At 26.1% G+C, this 22,607-nt stretch carries 27 protein-coding genes and 4 tRNA genes; 30 read left to right on the top strand and 1 reads right to left on the bottom strand.

What is annotated here, in order from left to right; genetic code table 11:
* The first annotated feature begins 762 nt into the window (after nucleotides 1-762).
* The 27 genes from rpmH to MKD34_RS08920 all read left to right on the top strand — a co-directional run bounded on the left by rpmH (nucleotide 763) and on the right by MKD34_RS08920 (nucleotide 19,068).
* Nucleotides 763-897 (top strand): 50S ribosomal protein L34, encoded by a 135-nt coding sequence (gene rpmH, locus MKD34_RS09050; protein ID WP_023050045.1) that lies wholly within the window; start codon nucleotides 763-765, stop codon nucleotides 895-897.
* A 64-nt stretch (nucleotides 898-961) separates the two neighbouring features.
* The gene (gene rnpA / locus MKD34_RS09045; protein WP_240219115.1) at nucleotides 962-1,303 is read left to right on the top strand and encodes a ribonuclease P protein component; all 342 of its coding nucleotides are present in this window, start codon (nucleotides 962-964) and stop codon (nucleotides 1,301-1,303) included.
* Between the two features lie 13 nt (nucleotides 1,304-1,316).
* Entirely contained in the window at nucleotides 1,317-1,553 is a 237-nt protein-coding gene (gene yidD, locus MKD34_RS09040; RefSeq protein ID WP_240219114.1) for a membrane protein insertion efficiency factor YidD, read from the top strand.
* Between the two features lies 1 nt (nucleotide 1,554).
* Nucleotides 1,555-2,163: a YidC/Oxa1 family membrane protein insertase gene (locus tag MKD34_RS09035; RefSeq protein ID WP_023050042.1), complete on the top strand. Its 609-nt coding sequence runs from the start codon at nucleotides 1,555-1,557 to the stop codon at nucleotides 2,161-2,163.
* Nucleotides 2,164-2,173: 10 nt separating this feature from the next.
* Nucleotides 2,174-2,911, top strand: a complete 738-nt coding sequence (locus MKD34_RS09030; protein ID WP_240219113.1) for a Jag family protein — start codon at nucleotides 2,174-2,176, stop codon at nucleotides 2,909-2,911.
* Between the two features lie 11 nt (nucleotides 2,912-2,922).
* Nucleotides 2,923-4,290 carry a tRNA uridine-5-carboxymethylaminomethyl(34) synthesis GTPase MnmE gene (gene mnmE / locus MKD34_RS09025; RefSeq protein WP_240219112.1) on the top strand — a complete coding sequence of 456 codons (1,368 nt, stop codon included), beginning with the start codon at nucleotides 2,923-2,925 and terminating at the stop codon, nucleotides 4,288-4,290.
* An 87-nt stretch (nucleotides 4,291-4,377) separates the two neighbouring features.
* Nucleotides 4,378-6,228, top strand: coding sequence for a tRNA uridine-5-carboxymethylaminomethyl(34) synthesis enzyme MnmG (gene mnmG / locus MKD34_RS09020; protein WP_240219111.1), 1,851 nt, complete (start codon nucleotides 4,378-4,380; stop codon nucleotides 6,226-6,228).
* Nucleotides 6,229-6,336: 108 nt separating this feature from the next.
* Nucleotides 6,337-7,152: a histidinol-phosphatase HisJ family protein gene (locus tag MKD34_RS09015; RefSeq protein WP_240219110.1), complete on the top strand. Its 816-nt coding sequence runs from the start codon at nucleotides 6,337-6,339 to the stop codon at nucleotides 7,150-7,152.
* A gap of 22 nt (nucleotides 7,153-7,174) precedes the next feature.
* Complete coding sequence (locus tag MKD34_RS09010) at nucleotides 7,175-7,738, top strand: hypothetical protein (RefSeq protein WP_240219109.1); 564 nt, start codon at nucleotides 7,175-7,177, stop codon at nucleotides 7,736-7,738.
* 153 nt (nucleotides 7,739-7,891) lie between these two features.
* A complete protein-coding gene (locus tag MKD34_RS09005; protein ID WP_240219108.1) occupies nucleotides 7,892-9,037 on the top strand; it encodes a GspE/PulE family protein in 1,146 nt (381 codons plus the stop codon).
* Complete coding sequence (locus MKD34_RS09000) at nucleotides 9,034-10,188, top strand: type II secretion system F family protein (protein ID WP_240219107.1); 1,155 nt, start codon at nucleotides 9,034-9,036, stop codon at nucleotides 10,186-10,188. The genes MKD34_RS09005 and MKD34_RS09000 overlap by 4 nt, the downstream gene beginning before the upstream one ends.
* 8 nt (nucleotides 10,189-10,196) lie before the next feature.
* Nucleotides 10,197-10,643, top strand: a complete 447-nt coding sequence (locus MKD34_RS08995) for a type II secretion system protein (protein WP_240219106.1) — start codon at nucleotides 10,197-10,199, stop codon at nucleotides 10,641-10,643.
* Nucleotides 10,628-11,089 (top strand): prepilin peptidase, encoded by a 462-nt coding sequence (locus MKD34_RS08990; protein ID WP_240219105.1) that lies wholly within the window; start codon nucleotides 10,628-10,630, stop codon nucleotides 11,087-11,089. The genes MKD34_RS08995 and MKD34_RS08990 overlap by 16 nt, the downstream gene beginning before the upstream one ends.
* Nucleotides 11,076-11,411 (top strand): type II secretion system protein, encoded by a 336-nt coding sequence (locus MKD34_RS08985; protein ID WP_240219104.1) that lies wholly within the window; start codon nucleotides 11,076-11,078, stop codon nucleotides 11,409-11,411. The genes MKD34_RS08990 and MKD34_RS08985 overlap by 14 nt, the downstream gene beginning before the upstream one ends.
* Entirely contained in the window at nucleotides 11,392-11,916 is a 525-nt protein-coding gene (locus MKD34_RS08980; RefSeq protein WP_240219103.1) for a prepilin-type N-terminal cleavage/methylation domain-containing protein, read from the top strand. The genes MKD34_RS08985 and MKD34_RS08980 overlap by 20 nt, the downstream gene beginning before the upstream one ends.
* Entirely contained in the window at nucleotides 11,885-12,439 is a 555-nt protein-coding gene (locus tag MKD34_RS08975; protein ID WP_240219102.1) for a hypothetical protein, read from the top strand. The genes MKD34_RS08980 and MKD34_RS08975 overlap by 32 nt, the downstream gene beginning before the upstream one ends.
* Entirely contained in the window at nucleotides 12,420-13,112 is a 693-nt protein-coding gene (locus MKD34_RS08970) for a hypothetical protein (protein WP_240219101.1), read from the top strand. The genes MKD34_RS08975 and MKD34_RS08970 overlap by 20 nt, the downstream gene beginning before the upstream one ends.
* Nucleotides 13,113-13,582: 470 nt before the next feature.
* Nucleotides 13,583-13,738 (top strand): hypothetical protein, encoded by a 156-nt coding sequence (locus tag MKD34_RS08965; RefSeq protein WP_240219100.1) that lies wholly within the window; start codon nucleotides 13,583-13,585, stop codon nucleotides 13,736-13,738.
* Complete coding sequence (locus tag MKD34_RS08960; protein ID WP_240219099.1) at nucleotides 13,738-15,294, top strand: type II secretion system protein GspD; 1,557 nt, start codon at nucleotides 13,738-13,740, stop codon at nucleotides 15,292-15,294. Before MKD34_RS08965 ends, MKD34_RS08960 begins: the two co-directional genes overlap by 1 nt.
* Nucleotide 15,295: 1 nt before the next feature.
* A complete protein-coding gene (rfaE1, locus tag MKD34_RS08955) occupies nucleotides 15,296-16,282 on the top strand; it encodes a D-glycero-beta-D-manno-heptose-7-phosphate kinase (RefSeq protein ID WP_240219098.1) in 987 nt (328 codons plus the stop codon).
* 9 nt (nucleotides 16,283-16,291) lie between these two features.
* Nucleotides 16,292-16,768, top strand: a complete 477-nt coding sequence (gene ispF / locus MKD34_RS08950; protein ID WP_240219097.1) for a 2-C-methyl-D-erythritol 2,4-cyclodiphosphate synthase — start codon at nucleotides 16,292-16,294, stop codon at nucleotides 16,766-16,768.
* Nucleotides 16,769-16,828: 60 nt separating this feature from the next.
* Nucleotides 16,829-16,904: transfer RNA gene (locus MKD34_RS08945), tRNA-Val, on the top strand.
* 6 nt (nucleotides 16,905-16,910) lie between these two features.
* Nucleotides 16,911-16,987 (top strand) — tRNA-Asp (locus tag MKD34_RS08940).
* A gap of 5 nt (nucleotides 16,988-16,992) precedes the next feature.
* Nucleotides 16,993-17,068: transfer RNA gene (locus MKD34_RS08935), tRNA-Phe, on the top strand.
* A gap of 15 nt (nucleotides 17,069-17,083) precedes the next feature.
* Nucleotides 17,084-17,158: transfer RNA gene (locus tag MKD34_RS08930), tRNA-Cys, on the top strand.
* Between the two features lie 86 nt (nucleotides 17,159-17,244).
* A complete protein-coding gene (locus MKD34_RS08925; protein WP_240219096.1) occupies nucleotides 17,245-17,697 on the top strand; it encodes an S-layer homology domain-containing protein in 453 nt (150 codons plus the stop codon).
* Between the two features lie 21 nt (nucleotides 17,698-17,718).
* On the top strand, nucleotides 17,719-19,068 hold the full coding sequence (locus MKD34_RS08920) for a glucose-6-phosphate isomerase (RefSeq protein WP_240219095.1): 1,350 nt from the start codon (nucleotides 17,719-17,721) through the stop codon (nucleotides 19,066-19,068).
* A gap of 34 nt (nucleotides 19,069-19,102) precedes the next feature.
* Here the strand turns inward: MKD34_RS08920 and MKD34_RS08915 are convergent, their stop codons facing one another.
* Complete coding sequence (locus tag MKD34_RS08915; RefSeq protein WP_240219094.1) at nucleotides 19,103-19,918, bottom strand: carboxypeptidase-like regulatory domain-containing protein; 816 nt, start codon at nucleotides 19,916-19,918, stop codon at nucleotides 19,103-19,105.
* Between the two features lie 103 nt (nucleotides 19,919-20,021).
* Here MKD34_RS08915 and MKD34_RS08910 point away from each other — a divergent pair, with 103 nt between their 5' ends.
* Genes MKD34_RS08910 through rlmB form a run of 3 tightly spaced genes read left to right on the top strand, consistent with a single transcriptional unit; the run spans nucleotide 20,022 to nucleotide 22,581 of the window.
* On the top strand, nucleotides 20,022-20,585 hold the full coding sequence (locus tag MKD34_RS08910; protein WP_240219093.1) for a DUF1694 domain-containing protein: 564 nt from the start codon (nucleotides 20,022-20,024) through the stop codon (nucleotides 20,583-20,585).
* A gap of 1 nt (nucleotide 20,586) precedes the next feature.
* Complete coding sequence (gene murA / locus MKD34_RS08905) at nucleotides 20,587-21,858, top strand: UDP-N-acetylglucosamine 1-carboxyvinyltransferase (protein ID WP_240219092.1); 1,272 nt, start codon at nucleotides 20,587-20,589, stop codon at nucleotides 21,856-21,858.
* A 12-nt stretch (nucleotides 21,859-21,870) separates the two neighbouring features.
* Nucleotides 21,871-22,581: a 23S rRNA (guanosine(2251)-2'-O)-methyltransferase RlmB gene (gene rlmB, locus MKD34_RS08900; protein WP_023050517.1), complete on the top strand. Its 711-nt coding sequence runs from the start codon at nucleotides 21,871-21,873 to the stop codon at nucleotides 22,579-22,581.
* Nucleotides 22,582-22,607 lie beyond the last annotated feature (26 nt).

Below are 22,607 nucleotides of genomic sequence, written 5' to 3'. Positions count from 1 at the left end.
TAAAAACCTCTCTATAATTTTATAATACCAAATATGTATATTAACAATAATAAATATATTTAGCGTAATATAATATACCATTTTTTCTGTATATTAACAATAATATTTTTTTGTTTTTTAGACCCCTTATATTCTAAGGTTTTTTAACTCTTAAATAAGTATAAATCTAATAAAGTTAAAGGTTTATTTTATGTATACTATCAATAATATTTTTTTTATTATTAGAAGTCTTATTTTTATTAAGTTTTTATATTTTTATATTTTAAAAGTTCTAAGAAAATAAGACTTTCTTTTATGTATATTATCAATAATATTTTTTTCTTTAATAAACCTATTGATTTTTATGAGTTTATTAAGAAAAAGATTCTCACAATCCCTTTAAAAACAAGGTTTTAATTTGTGTATACTATCAATAATATTTATTAAGCATTGATTTTATTAAGATTTTATATTTTTACTTACCTAGTAAATCAATAAAATCAACGTATTCTTATTTGTATATTATCAATAATATTTTTTTTTATATAACATCTTTAAAATCAATGGCTTAACATATGTTTTTTTTATATCTTAGTCTGTACATATAACATTATACAAAAAACAAAAAACAACTATGCGTATATGCACATGAATATCTTTCAATTTATTTTTTTTATTTAAATTTTAGGATTAATTTTTTATTTATGAGAATTTACTTGACAAAACTCAAAATTTCTTCTAAAATATTTATCTGAAATATAGATATTTTTAGGAGGTGAAAAAATGAAAAGAACTTATCAGCCAAATAACAGAAAATACAAGAAGGATCACGGGTTTAGAGCTAGAATGGCAACTAAAAACGGAAGAAAAGTATTAAAGAGAAGAAGAGCAAGAGGAAGAAAAGTATTATCAGCATAAAACCCGGTGATCTAAAACACCGGGTTTTTAAAGATTTAAGGACTATTTTAGGGAGTTAAATATTATGATTAATTTAAAAAAAAATAGGGAGTTTCAAAATGTTTATAATTATGGAAAAAAATCATTTGGATATTACTCTCTTATTTTTTTTAAAGCAAATGAAACTAATGAAAACAAATTTGGATTTGTTGTAAGTAAAAAAACTGGAAATGCAGTTTGTAGAAACAGATTAAAAAGATTATTTAGAGAGTATTGTCGTTTAAATGAAAATAACTTATTAACGGGTTATGACATAATTTTTGTTGCAAAAAGAACAGCTGGAGAAAAATTTAAGACTTTAAGTTTTGAGGAGATGAAAAAAGATCTTGACCGTGTTCTTAAAAATTCTAAGCTATTTAAAAAATAGTTTAGTTTATATTTTGAAAAAAACTATCTTGATTTTAATAAGATTTTATCAAAAATATATTTCAATATTTTTGGGGAAAAACTGTATATTTCAACCTTCTTGTTCAAAATACATGTATGATGCAATTGAAGTGCATGGAGTTTTTAAAGGAGTGTATTTGGGAATATTAAGAATTTTAAGGTGTCACCCATATTCTAAAGGCGGATATGATCCAGTGCCACCGGTTAAAAAATGCGGAGGAAAAAAATAAAATGGAATTTTTATACAAAATATTTGAACAAATATTGCTATTTATAAATGGAATTACAGGAAATTTCGGTTTAGCTATAATAGGATTAACAATATTAATAAAAATAATATTATTACCGTTAACATTGAAACAAGATAAATCAATGAAAAAAATGAAAGAGTTACAACCAATATTAGAGCAATACAAAGAAAAATATGGTCATGATAAAAATTTATTAAACCAGAAAACAATGGAACTTTACAAAGAAAAAAATGTAAATCCGGCTGGAGGATGTTTACCACTATTAGTTCAATTACCTATTTTATGGGCACTTTTTGGTGTTTTAAGAGCTGAAAGAGGAATCGTTCCTGCTGAATCATTCTTATGGATGAATTTATTACAACCGGATCCTTATTATATATTACCTGTTTTAAACGGAGTTGTTGCATTTATTCAACAGAAATTAACAGGAACAGATAGTAATCCACAAATGAAACAAATGATGTATATATTCCCAGTAATGATGGTATTTATTTCTTATAAAATGCCAGCAGGATTACAAGTTTATTGGTTAACATCAAGCTTTGTGGGAATAGTACAACAATATTTCATAATGAAAAAAGGAGACTAAGACTAGAGTTATGGAAAATATAATTGAAATCAAAGCAAGTAATAGAGAAGTTGCTATTGCTAGAGCTAGAAAAATATTGGAGGTTACTGCTGATCAAGTTGTTCAAGTTACTGAATTAGAGAAGCCTAAGTCGTTCTTTGGTTTTTTTGCTAAAGATGGATTATATAAAGTTGAAGTTAGCAGAGAAGTAGAAGCTGAAGAGATTAAGATTTCAGGTCCAGAAAAAGATGAAATAGTAAAAACTACTATAAAATCAGAAACTAACATAGAAGCAGAACAAGAAAAAAAAGAAGTAAAAAAAGAGATAAAAGAAAATAGAGAAAAAGAGATAATAAAAACATCTCAAGAATTATTGAATAAAATGGGACTTGAATTAGAAGTTGAGATTTTAAGACTAGAGGGTAGAAATTGTGTTATAAACCTTTATGGTGAAGATAATGGAATAATTATTGGAAAGAAAGGTAAAACATTGAATAGCTATGAATATCTGTTAAATACTTTAATAAAAGATGTTAGAATAGATGTTGATGTAGAAGGATTTAAAGAAAAAAGAAATGTAACATTAAGAGATTTAGCAAGAAAAATGGCAGAAAAAGCTATGAAAACTACTAAACCTATAAAGTTAAATCCAATGCCACCAAGAGAAAGAAAAATTATACATGAAGTTGTTAATAAATATTCAGAATTAGATACTTATAGCGAAGGAAAAGACCCTAAAAGATATATTGTTATTAGAAAAAAGAAATAGGGGTGAGTTATATGTTTGATACTATTGCTGCCATTTCAACTCCAAGAGGAGAAGGTGGAATAGGAATTGTTAGAATGTCAGGAAGTGATTCTTTATGTATACTGACAAAAATATTTAAACCTATATCAAAAAAAGAAGTTAGCGAACTTAAAAATTTTAGTATTAATTATGGACATCTTTATGATGGAGATCAAATAATAGATGAAGTTTTAGTTTCTATAATGAAAGGACCTAATACTTATACTAAAGAAGATATTGTAGAAATAAATTGCCATGGTGGATTTTTAATTACAGAAAAGGTTTTAGAGTTAGTTTTAAAAAGTGGAGCTAGAATAGCTGAAATAGGTGAATTTACTAGAAGAGCTTTTATGAATGGTAGATTAGATTTAACTCAAGCTGAAGCTGTAATAGACTTAATACATGGAAAAACGGATAAAAGTATATCATTATCATTAAATCAACTTAGAGGAGATTTAAGAGAGCAAATCGATATATTAAAAAAGCAACTTTTAGATGTTTCTGCACATGTTAATGTAGTTTTAGATTATCCTGAAGAAGGGATAGATGATCCATTACCACATGATTTAGTAGAAAATTTACATAATGTTGTAAATACAACAGATGCTTTAATTAAATCTTATAATAAGGGAAAAATGATTAAAGAAGGTGTAAAAACAGCTATAGTAGGTAAGCCTAATGTTGGAAAATCAAGTTTATTAAACTCTATTTTAAGAGAAGAGAGAGCGATTGTAACTCATATAGCTGGAACTACTAGAGATGTTATTGAAGAAGTTGTTAATTTGAATGGAATTCCTTTAGTCTTAGTAGATACTGCAGGAATAAGAAAAACAGATGATTTAGTAGAAAATATAGGTGTAGAAAAATCAAAAGAGTTAATTGAAAAAGCAGATTTAGTTTTATTTGTTGTTGATAACTCTAGAGAATTAGATGAAGAAGATTTAAAAATACATGAAAGAATTCATGCTGATAAAGTTATAGGTCTTATAAATAAAACAGATGTTGAATCTAAATTAGATATAACACCATTAACAAAAATAAAAAAATGGATAAAAATTTCTGCATTAGAAAAAATAGGAATAGATTCAATGGAGAAAGAGATATACAATTATGTTATTTCTGGTCAAGTTGAAGATAGTTCACAAAAATTAGTTATTACTAATGTTAGACATAAGTCAGCACTAGAAAAAACTAAGCAAGCAGTGGAAAATATATTTGAAACAATAGATATGGGATTACCAATGGATTTAATAGCTGTAGACTTAAAAGAAGCTTTAGATTCATTGTCAGAGGTAACAGGAGAGATTAGTAATGAAGATCTTTTAGATCATATCTTTAGTAATTTCTGTGTAGGAAAATAAAAGGTATTAGCCACAGATTTATTGTCTGTGGCTATAATTTTTTTGATGTTTATTTATGTATATGGACAAAAATAAAAGGAGAAATATATGACTTTTGAATATGATGTGATAGTTGTTGGTGGAGGACATGCTGGAGTTGAAGCTGCTTTAGCAAGTGCTAGACTGAATAGAAAAACATTACTTTTTACATTGGCATTAGATAATATAGGAATGATGTCATGTAATCCATCAATAGGTGGACCTGGAAAAAGTAATTTAGTTGCAGAGATAGATGTTTTAGGTGGAGAGATGGGAAGGCATACAGATCAATATAATCTTCAATTAAAACATTTAAATACAAGTAAAGGTCCTGCTGCTAGAATAACAAGAGGACAAGCTGACAAATTTTTATATAGAACAAAAATGAAAACATTACTTGAAGAAACTGAAAATTTAGAGATTATGCAAGATAGTGTAGATGAACTTTTAGTTGAAAATGATATAATTAAAGGTGTTAAAACAGCTTTAGGAATTGAATACTTTGCAGAGACAGTTGTACTAGCTACTGGAACGTTCTTAAAAGGAAGAATAGTTATAGGAGATGTAAAATATCCTGCTGGAAGAATGGGTGAAAATTCAGCTGAAAAATTATCCGATAGTTTACAAAAAAATGGAATACATTTAGAAAGATACCAAACAGCAACTCCTCCAAGAATAGATAAGAGAACTGTAGATTTTTCTGTTATGAAACCACTTTATGGAGAGGAACATCCTAGATATTTTTCTATATATACACAAAAAGAAAAAAATAATGTAGTTCCAACATGGTTAACTCATACTTCTGAGGAAACTTTAAATGTAACAAAAGAAATGTTAAAATTTTCTCCAATAGTTTCTGGAATAATTGAAACACACGGACCTAGACATTGCCCATCTTTAGATAGAAAAGTTTTAAACTTTCCAGATAAATATGATCATCAGATATTTTTAGAATTAGAATCAAGTGAATCAAATGAGCTTTATGTAAATGGGTTAACGACAGCAATGCCACCATTTGCTCAAGAAGCTATGTTAAAATCTATCAAAGGTCTAGAAAATGCTAAAATAATGAGATATGGTTATGCAGTAGAATATGATTATGCACCGGCATCACAATTATATCCAAGTTTAGAAAGCAAAAAAATAAGAGGATTATATTTTGCAGGTCAGATAAATGGTACATCTGGATATGAAGAAGCAGCAACGCAAGGATTTATCGCTGGAGTTAATGCAGCAAGAAAAACACTGAATAAACAGCCTATAATTTTTGATAGAAGTGAAGGATATATCGGAGTATTAGTTGACGATATCATTCACAAAAAGACACCTGAGCCATATAGAGTATTACCATCTAGATCAGAGTATAGATTAACACTTAGATTTGATAATGGTTTTATGAGATTATTAGATAAAGCTGAGGAGATTGGAATTGTTCCAGAAGATAAAATTAATTATTTAAAAAAATGTAGAGAAGATGTATATAAAGAGATAGAGAGAATAAAAGAAACAAAAGTTCCTATGAAAGATGCTAATGAATTATTAGAAAAAAAGGGAATAGAACAAAGATTAACTAAAGGAGTTCAAGCAAATGAGCTTCTTAAATTTAAAGAGGTTTCTTATGATGATTTAGCTCATTTATTAGATATTCCTGAATATCCTGAATTTGTAAAAAATCAAATTGAAACAATGATAAAATATGAAGTATTTATTGAAAGAGAAAGAGAGCAGATAGAAAGATTTAAAAGATTAGAAGCTTTAAGTATTCCAGAAGATTTTGATTTTGATACTGTAACTGGTATTTCAAATATAGCTAAAGCTGGATTAAAAGAGATTAAACCACTTTCAATAGGAGAAGCTTCAAGAATAAGTGGAGTAACAGGAAATGATATAGCGTTACTTTTAGCAACTTTAAAAAAATAATAGTACTACGTACAATAATAAAAACTGTAAAGATAAAGTTAAATAACTTGTATTTACAGTTTTTTTTGTTATACTTATAACTATAAAATAGATTTTGGAGGAAAAATAGTGATTATTAGTGATTATCATATACACAGTAGTTTTTCTGGAGATTCTGTAGAAGATTTAGATAGAATTTGTAGAAAAGCAAAAGAATTAGGTATTAAAGAGATTGCAATAACTGATCATATGGATTTAGATGTAATTGGGACAACTAATAGTAATGATTTTATGTTAAATTTAGATGAATATGTTCCGACGATTTTAAAGTTAAAAGATCAATATAAGGATGACTTAGATATAAAATTAGGGATGGAATTCGGAATTCAAAGACATCTAGGAGAAGTTGGAGATAAAATTATCGAAAAATATCCATTTGATTTTATAATATCTTCTGTTCACAGTGTGGATAAGTTACTTTTAGATCAAAAGGAGTTTTGGGAAAATAAATCGAGAGAACAAGCTCACGACAAATATTTTTTAGAAATATTAAAAAGTGTAGAAAACTTCAATGGGTTTAGTGTTCAAGGTCATCTTGACTTTATTACAAGATATGGCGGTATTGACAAAAAAGGTTTTATAGATTATATAAGATATCAAGATATAATTGATGAGATTTTAAAAAAAATTATTTCTAAAGGAAAGGGTATTGAAATTAATACTTCTGGAATAAGATATAATGAGAATAGATTTTATCCTTGTGATGATATAATAAAACGTTATTTTAAGCTAGGAGGAGAGATTCTAACAATAGGTTCAGATTCACACAAAGCATCAGATTTAGGCAAAGATTTTAAAAAAGCATATGATTTTTTAGAAAATATAGGAGTGAAATATATTTCATCTTTTGACCAACTTGATGTATCTTTTAAAAAAATAAAATAATTTTCTTTAAGAGAAGGTGAATATGAACAAAAATAAAAAAAACAAAGGGCTAACTTTTTTAGAGACAATAGCATGCGTTGCTATTATTTTTATAGTTAGCTCTTTTTTATTTTATAAAATAATTAAATATAATGAAAAAATGGATCTAGAAAGTAGTAGACGTATTATTCAAACATTTTTTATTAAGTATACTGTGAAATCTATGTATGAGAAAAATAAATATTATATAGAGATTGATATGATAAATAAAAATTTAAATATAAAAAAATTAAACAGTGAAATTATAGAAAGAGTATATCTTCCTAAAAAATTAAAATATGAAATAATTTATGATAGTAATAGAAATAAAAACTTCAAAGTTGACACGACAAAAAATGGAAACTTAAGTAAAGCTTTTACAATGTATATATTTGGTTATAATAATCAAGTTGAAAATAGAATTGCATTTTATACATTTCAAAAAGAGAAAGTTTTGAAAATAAATATATATTTAAATAGAGATATAAAAGATATTAATTATGACAATATATTAAATTATCACTATTCACAAGATGGTCAAAATAGAGTCGGTTGGATGGAGGAATAATGGAATTAAAAAATTATTTTTTAATAGTCATCATTTTTACTGTTATATTGGTAAAAACAACAGTTAAAAATCGAGTTTTAATTAAATATGTGAAAGTTTCTACGAGTGAAAACAAAGTTCAATTTAGAGTATTAAAAGTTGAAAGGAGATGATATGGGGGAGAATATTTATTTTAAAAGAGAAGTTTTTGAAATAAGAGATTTTAATGAAATAAAATATAATAAAGAAGATATCTTAGAGTTTTTAAATGAATTAATATTCTATAGTTTAAAAGAGAATGTTTCAGATATACATATAGAATCAAAAGAAAGTGATATCAAAATAAGAGTTCGTATAGATGGTATTTTAAAATATTATCAAGATTTAAATAAAAATTTTGGATTAAAATTAATGACTAAATTGAAATTAATGAGTGAACTTGATATTGGAGAAAAAAGATTGCCTCAAGATGGTAGGTTTAAAGCACGATATAAGAATGAAAAAATAGATTTTAGAGTTTCATTTATTCCTACCATATTTGGAGAAAGATGTGTTTTAAGAATATTAAAGAATAATATATCTAAAGTTTCTTTAGAAAATTTAGGATTTACAACTGAGAACCTAATTAAATTAAAGGAAGTTTTAAATAGAAAAAATGGATTATTATTATTTTGTGGCCCAACTGGAAGTGGAAAGACAACAACTCTTTATTCAATAGTAAATTATTTAAATGATGAAAAATTAAATATAATTACAATAGAAGATCCAATAGAGTACCAATTTCCAGATATTAATCAAATTCAATGTAAAAATGAGATAGGATTAGATTTTTCGATAATATTAAGAAGTGTTTTAAGACAAGATCCGGATATTATATTAGTTGGTGAGATAAGAGATAAAGAAACTGCAGAGATAGCGTTAATGGCATCATTAACTGGGCATCTAGTTATAACAACTCTTCATACAAAAGATGCAGTATCAGCAATTGATAGATTAATCAATTTTGGAGTAGATAAATTTGTTATTGCAACAGCTATAAATGCTATTGAAAGCCAAAGACTAGTTAGAAAAGTGTGTAAAATATGTGGTGGTAAAATAGAGAAAAGTTGTTGTAATGAAGGTTTTAAAGGTAGAGAAGTTGTGGAAGAGATAATATTTTTTGATAAAGAGATAAGAGATATTATTTTAAATGAAAGCATAAAAGATTTAGAAAATTATTTAAAATCCAAAGAATTTAAAACACTTTTAGATAATGGTTTTATAAAAGTTGAAACTGGAATTACAACAAAATCTGAAGTTTTAAGAGAATGTTTAATATGAAGTTGTATAGATGCCTTATTCTAGATAAAGAAAATGAGCGGATAGAGGATATATATTTAGAAAAAAATAAAAAAATACTTTTAAATAAGTTATTTAAAGAGGAAAAAAAATTAATAAAAATTTTAGAAATACAATTTGAAAGAAAAATTAAAGAAAAAGATTTAGAAAAGATATATTTTAAAATAGGAAGACTTTTAAATGCGGGTCTTTCTTTAAAAAAATCTATAGAGTTTCAAAAAAATAGTTGTAAAAATTTAAGTTTAAAATTTAGAATTTTTAATCTTTATAAAAAATTAGAAAAAGGAGAGGATATATATGAAATTTTAAGAAGTGAAAATTTAATAAAAGAAAGAGAATTATTAATAATTTATGTTTCAGAAAATGCTGGAAAAATAGGTGATGGCTTTTTAAAAGTAGCTTATTTGAAACAAAAAAAAGAAAAATTAAAAAGTGAGTTAAAAATAGCATTATCGTATCCAACTTTTGTATTATTCATATCAATAATAATAATACTTTTAATTTTTTACTTTATAGTACCTAATTTTCAAATATTATATGAAATAGAAATAAATAAATTACCATTTTTAACAAGAATAATTTTAAATATTCAAAATATTTTGAATAAGTTTCCCTACACAATAATTATAATAATTTGTGTAGTTTTTTTTTCTATAAAATTTTTTCATTTAAAAAAACAATTACAAAAAGTACCTTTTATAAAAAAATATTTATTGGAAAAATATATAATAAATATTTTAGAAAATCTCTCTCTATTATTAGAATCAGGAATATCTATCGATAAAGGAATAGATATTATTTTAGAAAATTTAGATAGTGGATATTTAAAAAATAAAATGTTTATATTAAAAAATATAAAAAAAGGAGAGTTACTTTCAGAATGTTTTAAGAGATTAAATATATTATCTTTAGAGGAGATTTATATGATTAAAGTTGGAGAGGAAAGTGGGACTATTGAAATGGTTTTGAAAGAGATTTCTTTTATGAGAGATGAGGAGTTAAATAAAAAGATAAAGATAGTTTTAAAATTATCAGAACCTATTTTATTATTGATTGTAGGAGTGTTAATAAGCGCATTTGTAATTGGTTTATATTTACCTATATTGAATATGAGTGATATTTTTGAAATTTAGGAGGTTCAATGAAAAAGAAAAAAAATAAAGGATTTAGTGTAATTGAAATTGTTTTAGTTTTAGGTGTAATAGGTATTTTAAGTAGTTTTATAGCTCCAAAAGTAAGAGATTACTTGGCTCTTGCAAAGGATTCTAAAGCAATAAATACTCTTCAAAGTCTAAGAATGGCTAATGAAACTTACTATTTAGAGAATGGAAATTATCCAAATTCAGAAGATAATAACATGAGCAAAATTTTAAAAGAATTAGAGAAATATACGGGAATTAAGCTTAGCACAGGTACTACAGAATTATTTTTAGATGTTGGAGGAAGTAAAAATGAAGGACAAGAACAAGTAATAAAATATGGTGGAAAGGTAAAAGTAGAGTTAAATGAAAATAAAGGTTTTATATTAATACCTGATTTAGAGACTTTACCACTTAATATGAGAGGAGATAAATGGTCAGAATTATAGTATATTTTTTTATAGTAGTAATTTTGTTAGAGATAATAATGAGAGATGTAAGAGAAAAAATAATTTTAAATAAAAGTAATTTAATGTTACTTTTATTAGGATGGATTTTGGGTTTTTTAGAAGGAGATTTAGAAGAAAGAATTTTGGGCGCTGCATTATATACTTTACCTTTTATTTTAATATACGGATATGGAAGTGATGTTTTAAATAAGGAGTGTGTAGGAATGGGAGATGTAAAGTTAGTTACAAGTTTAGGATTTCTTCTAAAATTTAATACGATTTTCGATATATTAATTTTTCTAAATATAAGTTTTATTACTCCTTTGATTTATTTAGGGGGAAAATATATATATTCAAAAAAACTAGATAAAGATATAGCTTTTGGTCCATTTTTAATTTTATCATATTTTTTAATTATAATTATGGAAAATTATGAAAAATGGTAAAAAAGGAGGAACATATTTAGAGGTTTTAATAAGTTTAGTTATATTATTAGTTGTTTTAAACCCATTATTATACTCTTTGGTATATTTAAAAAAAGGATTTAATAGACTAAATGAGTTTAATAATTTAGAAAATGAAATAGAGAAGATTAGATCATTTTATAAAAATCCATTAAATATAAATGATTATATATCTTTAGATAAAGAGCTTGTTATTGATATAAAAAGAAAGAAAATTTTTGAAAAAATATATGAATTAGAGATAAAGATAGAAAAAAATAATTTGAGAAGAGAGAGTAAGCTATATGTATATAAACAAAAATAAAGGATTTTCAATAATAGAAATATTATTTACTTTAGTGATAGTTTCAGTTATTTTTCAAATTTTATTTTATTATTTAAAATATATAAACATTGAAAGAAAAATACAAATGAATAGGTTTCGGTTTAATAAAGATATAAAGTTAATATTGGAAGGAATAAACACATCTATATATGAATCATTAGAATATAAAATATATAAACAAGATAATATAAACTCTTATATTGACTACTCTAAACCTTCTGTAAATAATGGAAACATACTTATTATTGAAAAATATATTCCAGGAGAGTATAAATTTACAAATATAGAAATATATTATTTTGAAGATAATATTATTACCTCTTTTTTAGGAAAAAGGCGAAGAAAAAATGAGATAAATATAGAATTAGAAAGTAGAGAAAATATTATGAAAAATTTTAAAATAAATTTTAAATTAGAAGATTATGGAGTATCAATGGAGGGATATTATTTGAATGAGAAATTTAAAAAAGAGTTTAAAAAATAAGGGATATATTCTTCCAAGTATTTTATTTATTCTCACACTTTTAGTATGGTTATTTTCTATGAGTTTACTAAATTATAGAAATGAAATTGATAATTTTACTTCTTTAAAAATATCAAATGATGATTATTGGGTTATAGAAAATATTTCTGTAATAGCAGAATATGAGATTTTTAAGGGAAATTATTTAATTGATAACGGTGATTATAAAGACATAATTGAGTACTTTGAAGATAAAACTCTTATTTGGACTGATATTAATGAAACTTCTAAAAGTGGTTATAAAAGGCATACAGTTAAACAAAATGAAAAATTCATAGAAGATAAATTAAAGTTTATTCCTTTTACAAAAAATATTTTTGAAATAAAATTAGTTAAGATTATAGATATAGAAAAAACTCAAATAGAAATTAAAATTGATTTATTTTATGAATATTTACAGGGTGAGTCTAATTTTTTTAAAAGCTATAAAAGAGAGATAAGAGGAGTTGAAGCTAGATTAAAAAATGAAAATATTAGAGATTAATGATAGGGGAATAAAATTATTAGAAGATGGAGAAATAATTAATCAAGGTTTGTTTCAAGATGAAGAGGATATTCCAAGAGAGATAAATGAATTATTATCTATATATGAAGTTGCTGATGAAGTAACATTAAAAATAAAAATTGTTTTAGATAATGAAATAGTCCTTAAAATAAGAGATATTATTAGTGAGAAGGGATGGGACCTAAAAGAGCCTAAAGTAATAGGAAAAAAAATCAAAGTATTATTATCAACAATAATAGCAATAGAGTTTATTTTTAGTTTAGCTATTTATTTAAAAAATTATAAGTTAGATGAGGAAAATTTGAATTTAAAAAAAGAAATAATTAATTATAGGAAAAATTTAAAAGAGTTAGATATTAAACTCACTGAAATTTCGTTAGATGAGGATGAAGAATTAAAATTTAAAAAAACTAAAATTGGGGATAATTTAGTTTTTTTATCAAAAGCATGTAAAAAATCAGATGTAAATTTAGGAAAGATAGAGTTTTTAGAAAATAAAATAGTATTAAATGGAACAGGAAAAAATATAAATAATATATTTAAATTAAAAAAATATTTATCAATAGATAAAAAAATTATTGAAACAAAATTTGATTTCATAAAAAAAGAGGGGGAAATTTTATATTTTTTAATGGAGTTAGAGATAAATTAAAAAGTTTTAATTTAAAAATTAAAGTTATACTCACAGTAATAAATTTTTTAATAATATATCTTTTATTATTTAAACCAATAGTATTTTTAAAAGCAAAATTTGATATAAGAAAAAAATTAAAAATAGAACTTAAAGATTTAAAAAATATAGAAATAGAAAAGCAGATAATATTTAAGAAAAATAGTGATAAAGAAAAAGAGTTTATTTCTAAAAAGAATGAATTATTAGAAGAAAAACAGAAACTAATTTTTAATAATGAATATGAAATTTTCAAATTTATTAATGATATTTCAAATGAGAATAATTTAACAATTGAAGTAATTGGAAGAGAGGTAAAAGTAGTAAAGAATTTAGATAATACAGAAGGAACTTTTTTTTATCATGCAACAGGAAGAGAAATAGATATTTTTAATTTTATATTACAATTAGATGAAGAGAAAAGATATATAGCATTAAAAAGTGATTCTATTATGATAGAAATAAATAATAATGTTTTAGATTTAAAAATGAATGTTATGTATATATTCAATAATAAAAAAGAAAATTTAGATTATGATTATTATAATGATGGGACTTTTAAAAATTATAGAACAAGAGAAATTGGTAAAAAAAGGAGGTCAATTTAATGAAATATAAAATTTTTATATTATTTCTTTTTATATACTTTACTAATTTCTCAATGGAAACCTATCCAAAGGAGTTAGATTTAAAAGATATTCCAATTGTAGATTTATTTGCTCATCTTTCAAGATATTCTAAATATACAATGATTGGGGACAGCTACGTAAAAGATATAGTAGTTGATGGATATTTTAAAAAAGGGACATCTATAGATGAAATTTTGGATGCAATGGAAGCAACATATGGATTAACTAAAATAAAAAATGGAAAAACATTAATATTTCGTGGAAGAAAATCAGAAGATAAAGATATGCTTGTTGGAAAAGTATTTGATAAAAATACAAATAAAGAATTAAAAGGTATAAAAATAATTTTAAAAAGAAGAGAAGTTATTGAAGCTTATTCAGGAAATTATGGAGAATATTTAATAGATAGTATTGTGAAAGGAACGTATTTTATTTCGATTTTATCCAATGATTATACTTATAGTGGGGATTTTTTAGAAATAAAGGATGGAGTAAATAAATTTGATTTTTATGTAGAGAGAAAAAATTTAAATTTCCCTAAAAATATCCCTCAAGAAAGGGAACAAAAAAACCAAAAAGATGATATAATAGAAAATATTTTATTAGAAAATTTAAATCATGAAGAAATTGAAAAAATAATAAGAGAAACTTTTGAGGATAAACTAAAGGTTTCAATTAGTTCTGGAAATAATTCTATAGTACTTTTTGGAAAAGGCGAAGCAGTTTATGCTGCAAAAAATTTAATAAAAAAACTAGATAAAAGGAAAAAACAGGTTAGAGTCACTGCGGAGATAATAGATGTAAAAGAAAATCTTTTTGAAGAGCTTGGTTTTAATTGGGCTTATGATACTCAAGGTAGATTATCTGATAAAAGCAGTGGAATTTATTTAGAAACACTTATATCTGGAACTGTAGATGGTTTAGGTGAAATAATGGGAAGCTCTATAAATTTTATTAGTAAATTTAATAGTGGGAAAGATGTTTTAGATTTAACTTTGACTTTACTAGAAACAACTCAAGACTTGACAATAAATGCATTACCATCAATAATATTACTAAATGGTGAAACAGGAGTTTTGAAAATGACAGAAGAAGTTATTGTAGGACAAGATAAAGAGGAAAATACAAATAATGATACAGTTACATACACCCCTATTTTCAAAGAAGCTGGAATCATTTTAAAAGTTTTACCGTATATAAAAGAGGATAATAGTGTATATTTAGATTTGAATTTAGAAGCAAGTGATTTTAAATTAAAAAAATCATTAAAACCTAGTGATATTAACTCTGGAACATTTAATGCAGATGGAGGATCTAAAATATCGAGAAATTTGCAAACAAAAGTTAGGTTAAAAAATAATGATGTGATTTTAATAGGTGGATTAAAAAGAAAAATAGATCAAAAAATTAATAGCAAAGTTCCTATCTTAAGCGAAATTCCAGCTGTAGGAATTTTATTTAGAAGCAAATCAAGTAGATTAGAACATACAGATTTATATATAAAATTAAAAGCTGAAGTAATAGAGGAGATTTAAAATGGAAAAAAGTAGATTAGAAGAGATACTTAAAAGTTTTCAAAATTTAAAAGTAGCAGTAGTTGGAGATATGATGTTAGATGATTATTTAATCGGATCAGTTGAAAGAATTTCTCCAGAAGCACCAGTACCAGTAGTTTCAATAAAAGAGGAAAGATTTGTATTAGGTGGAGCAGCAAACGTAGTTAATAATCTATCAACATTAGGAGCCAAAGCAGTTTGTTTTGGAGTTGTTGGAGAAGATTTTGATGGAGATAGATTAATAAAAGAGTTAGAAAAAAAATCTATAGAAACAATGGGAATTGTAAGAAGTGATGATAGACCTACTATTGTAAAAAGAAGAATAATAGGTGGAAATCAACAGCTTTTAAGATTAGATTGGGAAGATGCAAGACCAATTACTGAAAATTTAGAAGAAATATTATTAAAACAGATAGAGAAACAAATTGATGGTTTAGACGCAATAATTTTATCTGATTATGATAAAGGAGTATTAACACCAAAAGTTGTAAAAAAGATAATATCGTTATGTAAAGAAAAAGGAATAATAGTAACTGTTGATCCAAAACCTAAAAATGCTTTAAATTATATTGGAGCTACATCAATGACACCAAATAGAAAGGAAGCTATTGAGTGTTTAGGTAAAAAAAGTTTCGATAATATAATTGAGGTTGGAAAAGAGTTAAAAGAAAAATTAGAATTAGATAATCTTCTTTTAACAAGAAGTGAAGAGGGGATGAGTTTATTTCAAAATGATGAAGTAATAAATATTCCAACATATGCAAAAGAGGTATTTGATGTAACAGGTGCAGGAGATACGGTTATATCTGTATTTACGCTAGCTAGTGCAGCAGGTGTAACATTACACGAAGCTGCTAAGATAGCAAATACTGCAGCAGGTGTAGTAGTAGGAAAAATGGGAACATCAACAGTTACAACTGAAGAGATTTTAGATTTTTACAATAGAATTTATAATGAGTGGAAGTAGGTAGTATTTATGTTGAGAATTGGAAATGGTTATGATGTTCACAGATTAGTAGAAGGAAGAAAATTAATTTTAGGTGGAGTAGAGATACCCCACCTAAAAGGTGTTTTAGGTCATTCAGATGGTGATGTATTAATTCACGCTATAATGGATGCTCTTTTAGGAGCTTTGGCTCTAGGAGATATAGGGCAGCATTTTCCAGATACATCAAACGAATATAAAGATATAGATAGTATGATTCTTTTAGAAAGAGTATTTAGCTTAATTAAAGAAAGAGGATATGGAATTATAAATTTAGATTGTATAATTGTTGCTCAAAATCCTAAATTAAAACCTTATTTAGACGAAATGAGAGACAGAGTTTCAAAAGTGCTAGAAACTGAAATTTCAAATATTAGTATAAAAGCTACTACAGAAGAGAAACTAGGATTTACAGGCAATGAGGAAGGAATAAAATCTTATTGTGTTGTTCTTTTACAAAAAAAATAAAAAATATAAAAAAATAGTTGCGTTAGTGAATGGATTGTGCTATACTAGTGTTGTCTTCAAGGAAGCATAGCTCAGTTGGGAGAGCACCTGCCTTACAAGCAGGGGGTCACTGGTTCAAGTCCAGTTGTTTCCACCATATAATGGGGGTGTAGCTCAGTTGGTTAGAGCGCATGCCTGTCACGCATGAGGTCGCGAGTTCGACCCTCGTCACTCCCGCCATTATTGCCCAGATAGCTCAGTCGGTAGAGCAGGGGACTGAAAATCCCCGTGTCGGTGGTTCGATTCCGCCTCTGGGCACCATTCAATTTTATAGAAGGCGACGTCGCCAAGTGGTAAGGCAGAGGTCTGCAAAATCTCTATTCACCAGTTCAAATCTGGTCGTCGCCTCCAAAATAAGAATTCAAACAGCTTTAGGGCTGTTTTTTTTTATTCTTTGTGCTATAATTGAAAAAAAATTAACCATAAAGAGGTAGTGTATGAAGAAAATAATTGTGATATACTTTACACTGATAGCATTAGCATATGGACAAGGAAAAGAACTTATATTCGAAGATGTTCCTCAAAATCATTGGGCATACAAAGCGATTCAAAATCTTGTGAATGAGGGAGTAATATCAGAAGAGAGTTTTTTGTTTAAAGGAGAATTTCCAGTTTCAAGGTATAGCTTTGCAGAAGGTCTAAACAGGGCATTCAATACATTGAATGAAAAAAAAGCTAATAGAGGTGACTTAGTTATTTTAGAAAGCTTAGTTTATGAATTTTCTAGAGAATTGACAAAAATCGGCTTTGATACAGATTTATTTAATGGAAAAATAGAAAATATGAGAGTTGATATTGAAGTTATTAGACAAAAAAACGACGAAACTCAAAAACAAGTAAATGAATTACGAAAAAGAATAGAAGTTTTAGAAAAAAATGTAGGTATCTAATTAATATGGAGGTTATATATTATGAAAAAGTTATCATTTGATTATTCAAATGCACTAGGATTTTTTAAAGAAAATGAATTATCGTTAATGGAAGCTCAATGTAAACTTGCTACAGAAACTTTAATGAATGGAGTAGGAGCAGGAAATGATTTTTTAGGTTGGCTTGATTTACCAACTAATTATGACAAAGTAGAGTTTAATAGAATAAAAGATGCAGCAGAAAAAATAAAAAATGATTCAGAAGTTTTAGTAGTTATAGGTATTGGAGGTTCTTATTTAGGAGCTAGAGCAGCTATTGAATTTTTATCACATACTTTTTATAATAACCAACCTAAATCAAAAAGAAAAGGACCTGAAATCTATTTTGCAGGACAAAATATTTCAGGGAAATATATAAATGATTTATTAGAAATAATTGGAGATAGAGATTATTCTGTTAATGTTATTTCAAAATCAGGAACAACAACAGAACCAGCTATTGCTTTTAGAGTATTTAAAAAGCATTTAGAGGAAAAATATGGGGTTGAAGGTGCAAGAAAAAGAATATATGCAACAACAGATGCAAGTAAAGGTGCACTTAAAAAATTATCAACAGATGAGGGGTATGAAACATTTGTTGTACCTGATAATGTAGGAGGAAGATTTTCTGTTTTAACAGCAGTTGGATTATTACCAATTGCAGCAGCAGGAATTAATATAGACGAGTTAATGGCTGGAGCAAGAGATGCTCAAGAGGATTATAAAGCTCCTTATGAGAATAATGATTGTTTAAAATATGCAACAATAAGAAATATCTTAAATAGAAAAGGTAAAGATGTAGAGATGTTAATTAACTATGAACCAAGATTACATTATATTGGTGAATGGTGGAAACAATTATTTGGAGAGTCAGAAGGTAAAGATGGAAAAGGATTATTACCTGCCGCAGCAGATTTTTCAACAGATTTACACTCTATGGGACAATTCATACAAGATGGTAAAAGAATTTTAATAGAGACATTAGTAAATATAGAAACACCTGAATGCGATGTGATAATAGAAGCTGATAAATTAGATTTAGATGGATTAAACTATTTAGCAGGAAAAGGAATGGATTTTGTAAATAAAAAAGCAGCTCAAGGTACAGTTTTAGCTCACGTAGATGGAGGCGTACCTAATTTAATAGTAAACTTACCAGAAGCAACACCATATCATTTAGGATATATGTTCTATTTCTTTGAAAAAGCTTGTGGAGTAAGTGGATATTTACTTGGAGTAAATCCATTTGATCAACCTGGAGTAGAAGCATATAAAGCTAATATGTTTGCTTTATTAGGAAAAAAAGGTTTTGAAAAGCAAGCTGAAGAATTAAATAAAAGATTAAATAAATAATAAAAATAAAAGAAGCTCATTTTTGGGCTTCTTTTTAATTTACAAATATATTAAATTGTCTTAAATCTTTATTGATAGTAAAAGGAGCACTTTGATATCCTAGACTAGGAACTCTAAAATATGCTTTTTCATAGTTTAAAATATCTCTAAATTCAAAAAGTCCATCTTTAGAAGTTTTTAATGAAGCAATAATTTTATTGTTGCTTCCATTTATTAGTTCTAATTCAACTTCTTTTAGATAGTTATTTCCCTGAACTAAAGCACCAGATATATAAAATGTTTTAGCTTCGAGAACAATTGAAATATCATTAATAAATTTCTCATTTTGAATTAACATAGAAACACCATTTCCATAAAAGCCAGGTTTTTGAGCAAAAATTGATATTAATCCAACATGACCTTGAAAAAAGAAAATACCATTTATATTTGTATTTATATCTAAGAGATTTTCTCCAATTTTAACTTTGACTTGAGCATCTTTAATGGGTTCTCCAAAATTATTTATAACTTTGCCATAAATAGATATTTTATTATCAGTCATATTTAAAACTAAGTTTTGTGGAGGGTTAAAAATATAATCAACAAAAAAGTTATCTCCAATTAGAGATGTATAGCCATCCTTCTTAACAGTAACTCTATATTTATTTTCAGGTAATTCTATGGAGAATTCTCCATTAATATCACTTTTTGTACATTTAACTTTATTAGAACTATTGAAAAAACAGACAGTTGCATCTCCTAATCTAAACTCTTTATCAGTAACAAAACCAGAAATAGTAATAGTTTTATTTTGTGCTAAAACACTAAGTGAAATCGCAAAAATAAAACATAGAAAAAGTCTAAATCTCATAGAACCTCCGTTACATTAATGTTATATTTAATTATATCACTTTTTTGATTTTATATGCTATAATTATTAATAAAAATAAATTTTTTATAGAAGGTGATTTTAGTTGGTAGATGATATAATAAACGAAAGAGAAAAAGCAAAGTTACACTTCTTAAAAACTCAAACAGAAAAGCTAATTTATTTAGGGGAATTTAAAGAAAATATTTTAGCAGCTCTGGAAAAACAAGAGATTGAAAGAAATTTAATTCATAATGAAATAAAAGAAGCAATGAAGGATACAAGAGCTGTTTTACTAAAAATTAGAAGAGATATTCCTTTTGATTCAATTAAACCATACATAGATGAAGCTGAAAAGATAGGTCTAAGATATACACTTGTAGATGATATTACTTTTAGAGGAAATATTGGATTAGTTGTTGTTTCTCAAGAACCATTAGATAATGAAAATAAAGATGTTGTACTAGAGAGTGCAACTAAAATATATACTGATGCTGGATTAAGTGAAGCTTTTATATATGGTGAAGGGCATAAAATTTGTCCAAAGCATTATAAAGAATTAAAAGCAAAACTGCCAGAACGATTGGATAAGTTTCAAGAAATGAATTTTTTTGATAGATTATTTGGAAAGGTTTGCCCAATAGACAGATTTGACAAAAAGGAGAGATAACATGAGCGTAGAGGCATTTAAAATAATAGGTGGAAAGAAAATAAATGGAGAATTAAAAGTAGAAGGAGCAAAAAATGCTGCTTTACCAATATTTGTAGCAACGTTAATTGAAAAAGGAACTTATATTTTAAATAATGTTCCAAATTTAAGAGATATAGTTACTCTTGTTCAACTTTTAGAAAGCTTAGGACTTGAAATTGAAAAAATGGGAGAACATTCATATAAAGTAGTTAATAATGGACTAAAATCACTTGTTGCATCATATGACTTAGTAAAAAAAATGAGAGCTTCTTTTTTAGTTATGGGGCCGATGTTAGCTCATGAGAAAAAAGCAAAAGTATCATTACCTGGAGGGTGTGCGATAGGTTCAAGACCAGTTGATTTACATTTGAAAGGATTTGAAGCATTGGGTGTTGAGATTAAAATAGATCACGGATATGTTGAAGGAGAAGCAAAAGAACTTATAGGTGGAAAAGTTGTATTTGATTTTCCTAGTGTTGGAGCAACAGAAAATGTTATTATGGCAGCTGTAAAAGCAAAGGGAAAAACAGTTATTGAAAACGCAGCAAGAGAACCTGAAATAGATGATTTGTGTAATTTTTTAAATAAAATGGGAGCAAAGATAGAGGGGATTGGAACTGGAAGATTAGAAATTGAAGGAGTAGAGAAGTTAACGCCTTGTGAATATTCAATTATTCCAGATAGAATAGTAGCTGGAACTTTTATAGTTGCATCACTTATGTTTGATGGAGCTATAACTGTTAAAGGAGTTATAAGAGATCATATAGAGAGTTTTATATCAAAACTTGAAGAGATGGGAGCAGAGTTTGATATTGATGGAGATGTTTTAACAACAAAAACTAAATTAAAAGATTTAAAAGCAGTTAAAGCTACAACAATGCCACATCCAGGATTTCCAACAGATTTACAATCTCCAATGATGACCTTAATGTGTTTAGTAAAAGGAACAAGTGAGATAAAGGAAACAATATTTGAAAATAGATTTATGCATGTTCCTGAATTAAATAGAATGGGAGCGAATATATCAACAGATGCTAATATAGCAAGAATTGATGGAATAGAAGTATTTTCATCAGCGGAGGTTATGGCTAGTGATTTAAGAGCAGGAGCTTCTTTAATATTAGCTGGGTTACTTGCAGATGGAGAAACTATAGTAAATAGAATCTATCATGTGGATAGAGGATATGAAAACCTAGAAGTAAAGTTAAAAGCGTTAGGTGCAGATATAGAAAGAATAAAAGTAGAAATATAAAAGGGTGAGAAAATGGAAAAAGTAATAGGAATAAATCCTGTAATAGAGTTATTACAAAATAAGTCTAACAATATCGAAAAAATTGAAATATTTAAAGGGATGAGAGAAGAAAAGCTAGGTAAATTAAAGGCTTTGGCTTCAGCTAGAAATATAAAATTATTTCAAGTTGGAAAAAAAGAGGAGAACTCTCAAGGGGTAGTGGCATATTTAAGTGATTATGATTACTATATTGAGTTAGGAGAATTTTTAGAAAAGATAGCTAGAGATGAAAAATCAATAGTTTTAATTTTAGATGGAGTTCAAGATCCAAGAAATTTTGGAGCAATAATTAGAAGTGCTGAAATATTTGGAGTAAAAGGAATTATAATTCCAGAAAGAAATTCAGTTAAAATAAATGAAACTGTTATTAAAACTTCAACTGGAGCTATTGAACATGTTGATATAGTAAAAGTTACAAATATATCTGATGCAATAGAAAAGTTAAAAAAGTTAGATTTCTGGGTTTACGGTGCTGAAGGATCTGGAAGCAAGTATTATCATGAAGAGAAATATCCAAATAAGACGGCTCTTGTATTAGGTAGTGAAGGTGAAGGTATAAGAAAGAAAGTAAAAGAAAATTGTGATATTTTAGTTAAGATACCAATGCATGGAAAAATTAACTCATTAAATGTTTCTGTAGCTGGAGGAATAATACTTTCTGAGATAGCAAAAAATTTATATTAAATAAAGAAACCTGTGGAAGTACAGGT

The sequence above is a fragment of the Cetobacterium somerae genome, assembly GCF_022430525.1.
Classification (GTDB): domain Bacteria; phylum Fusobacteriota; class Fusobacteriia; order Fusobacteriales; family Fusobacteriaceae; genus Cetobacterium_A.
The sequence above is the reverse complement of the archived record's forward strand: the minus strand, read 5'-3'. Positions and strand labels throughout refer to the sequence as shown.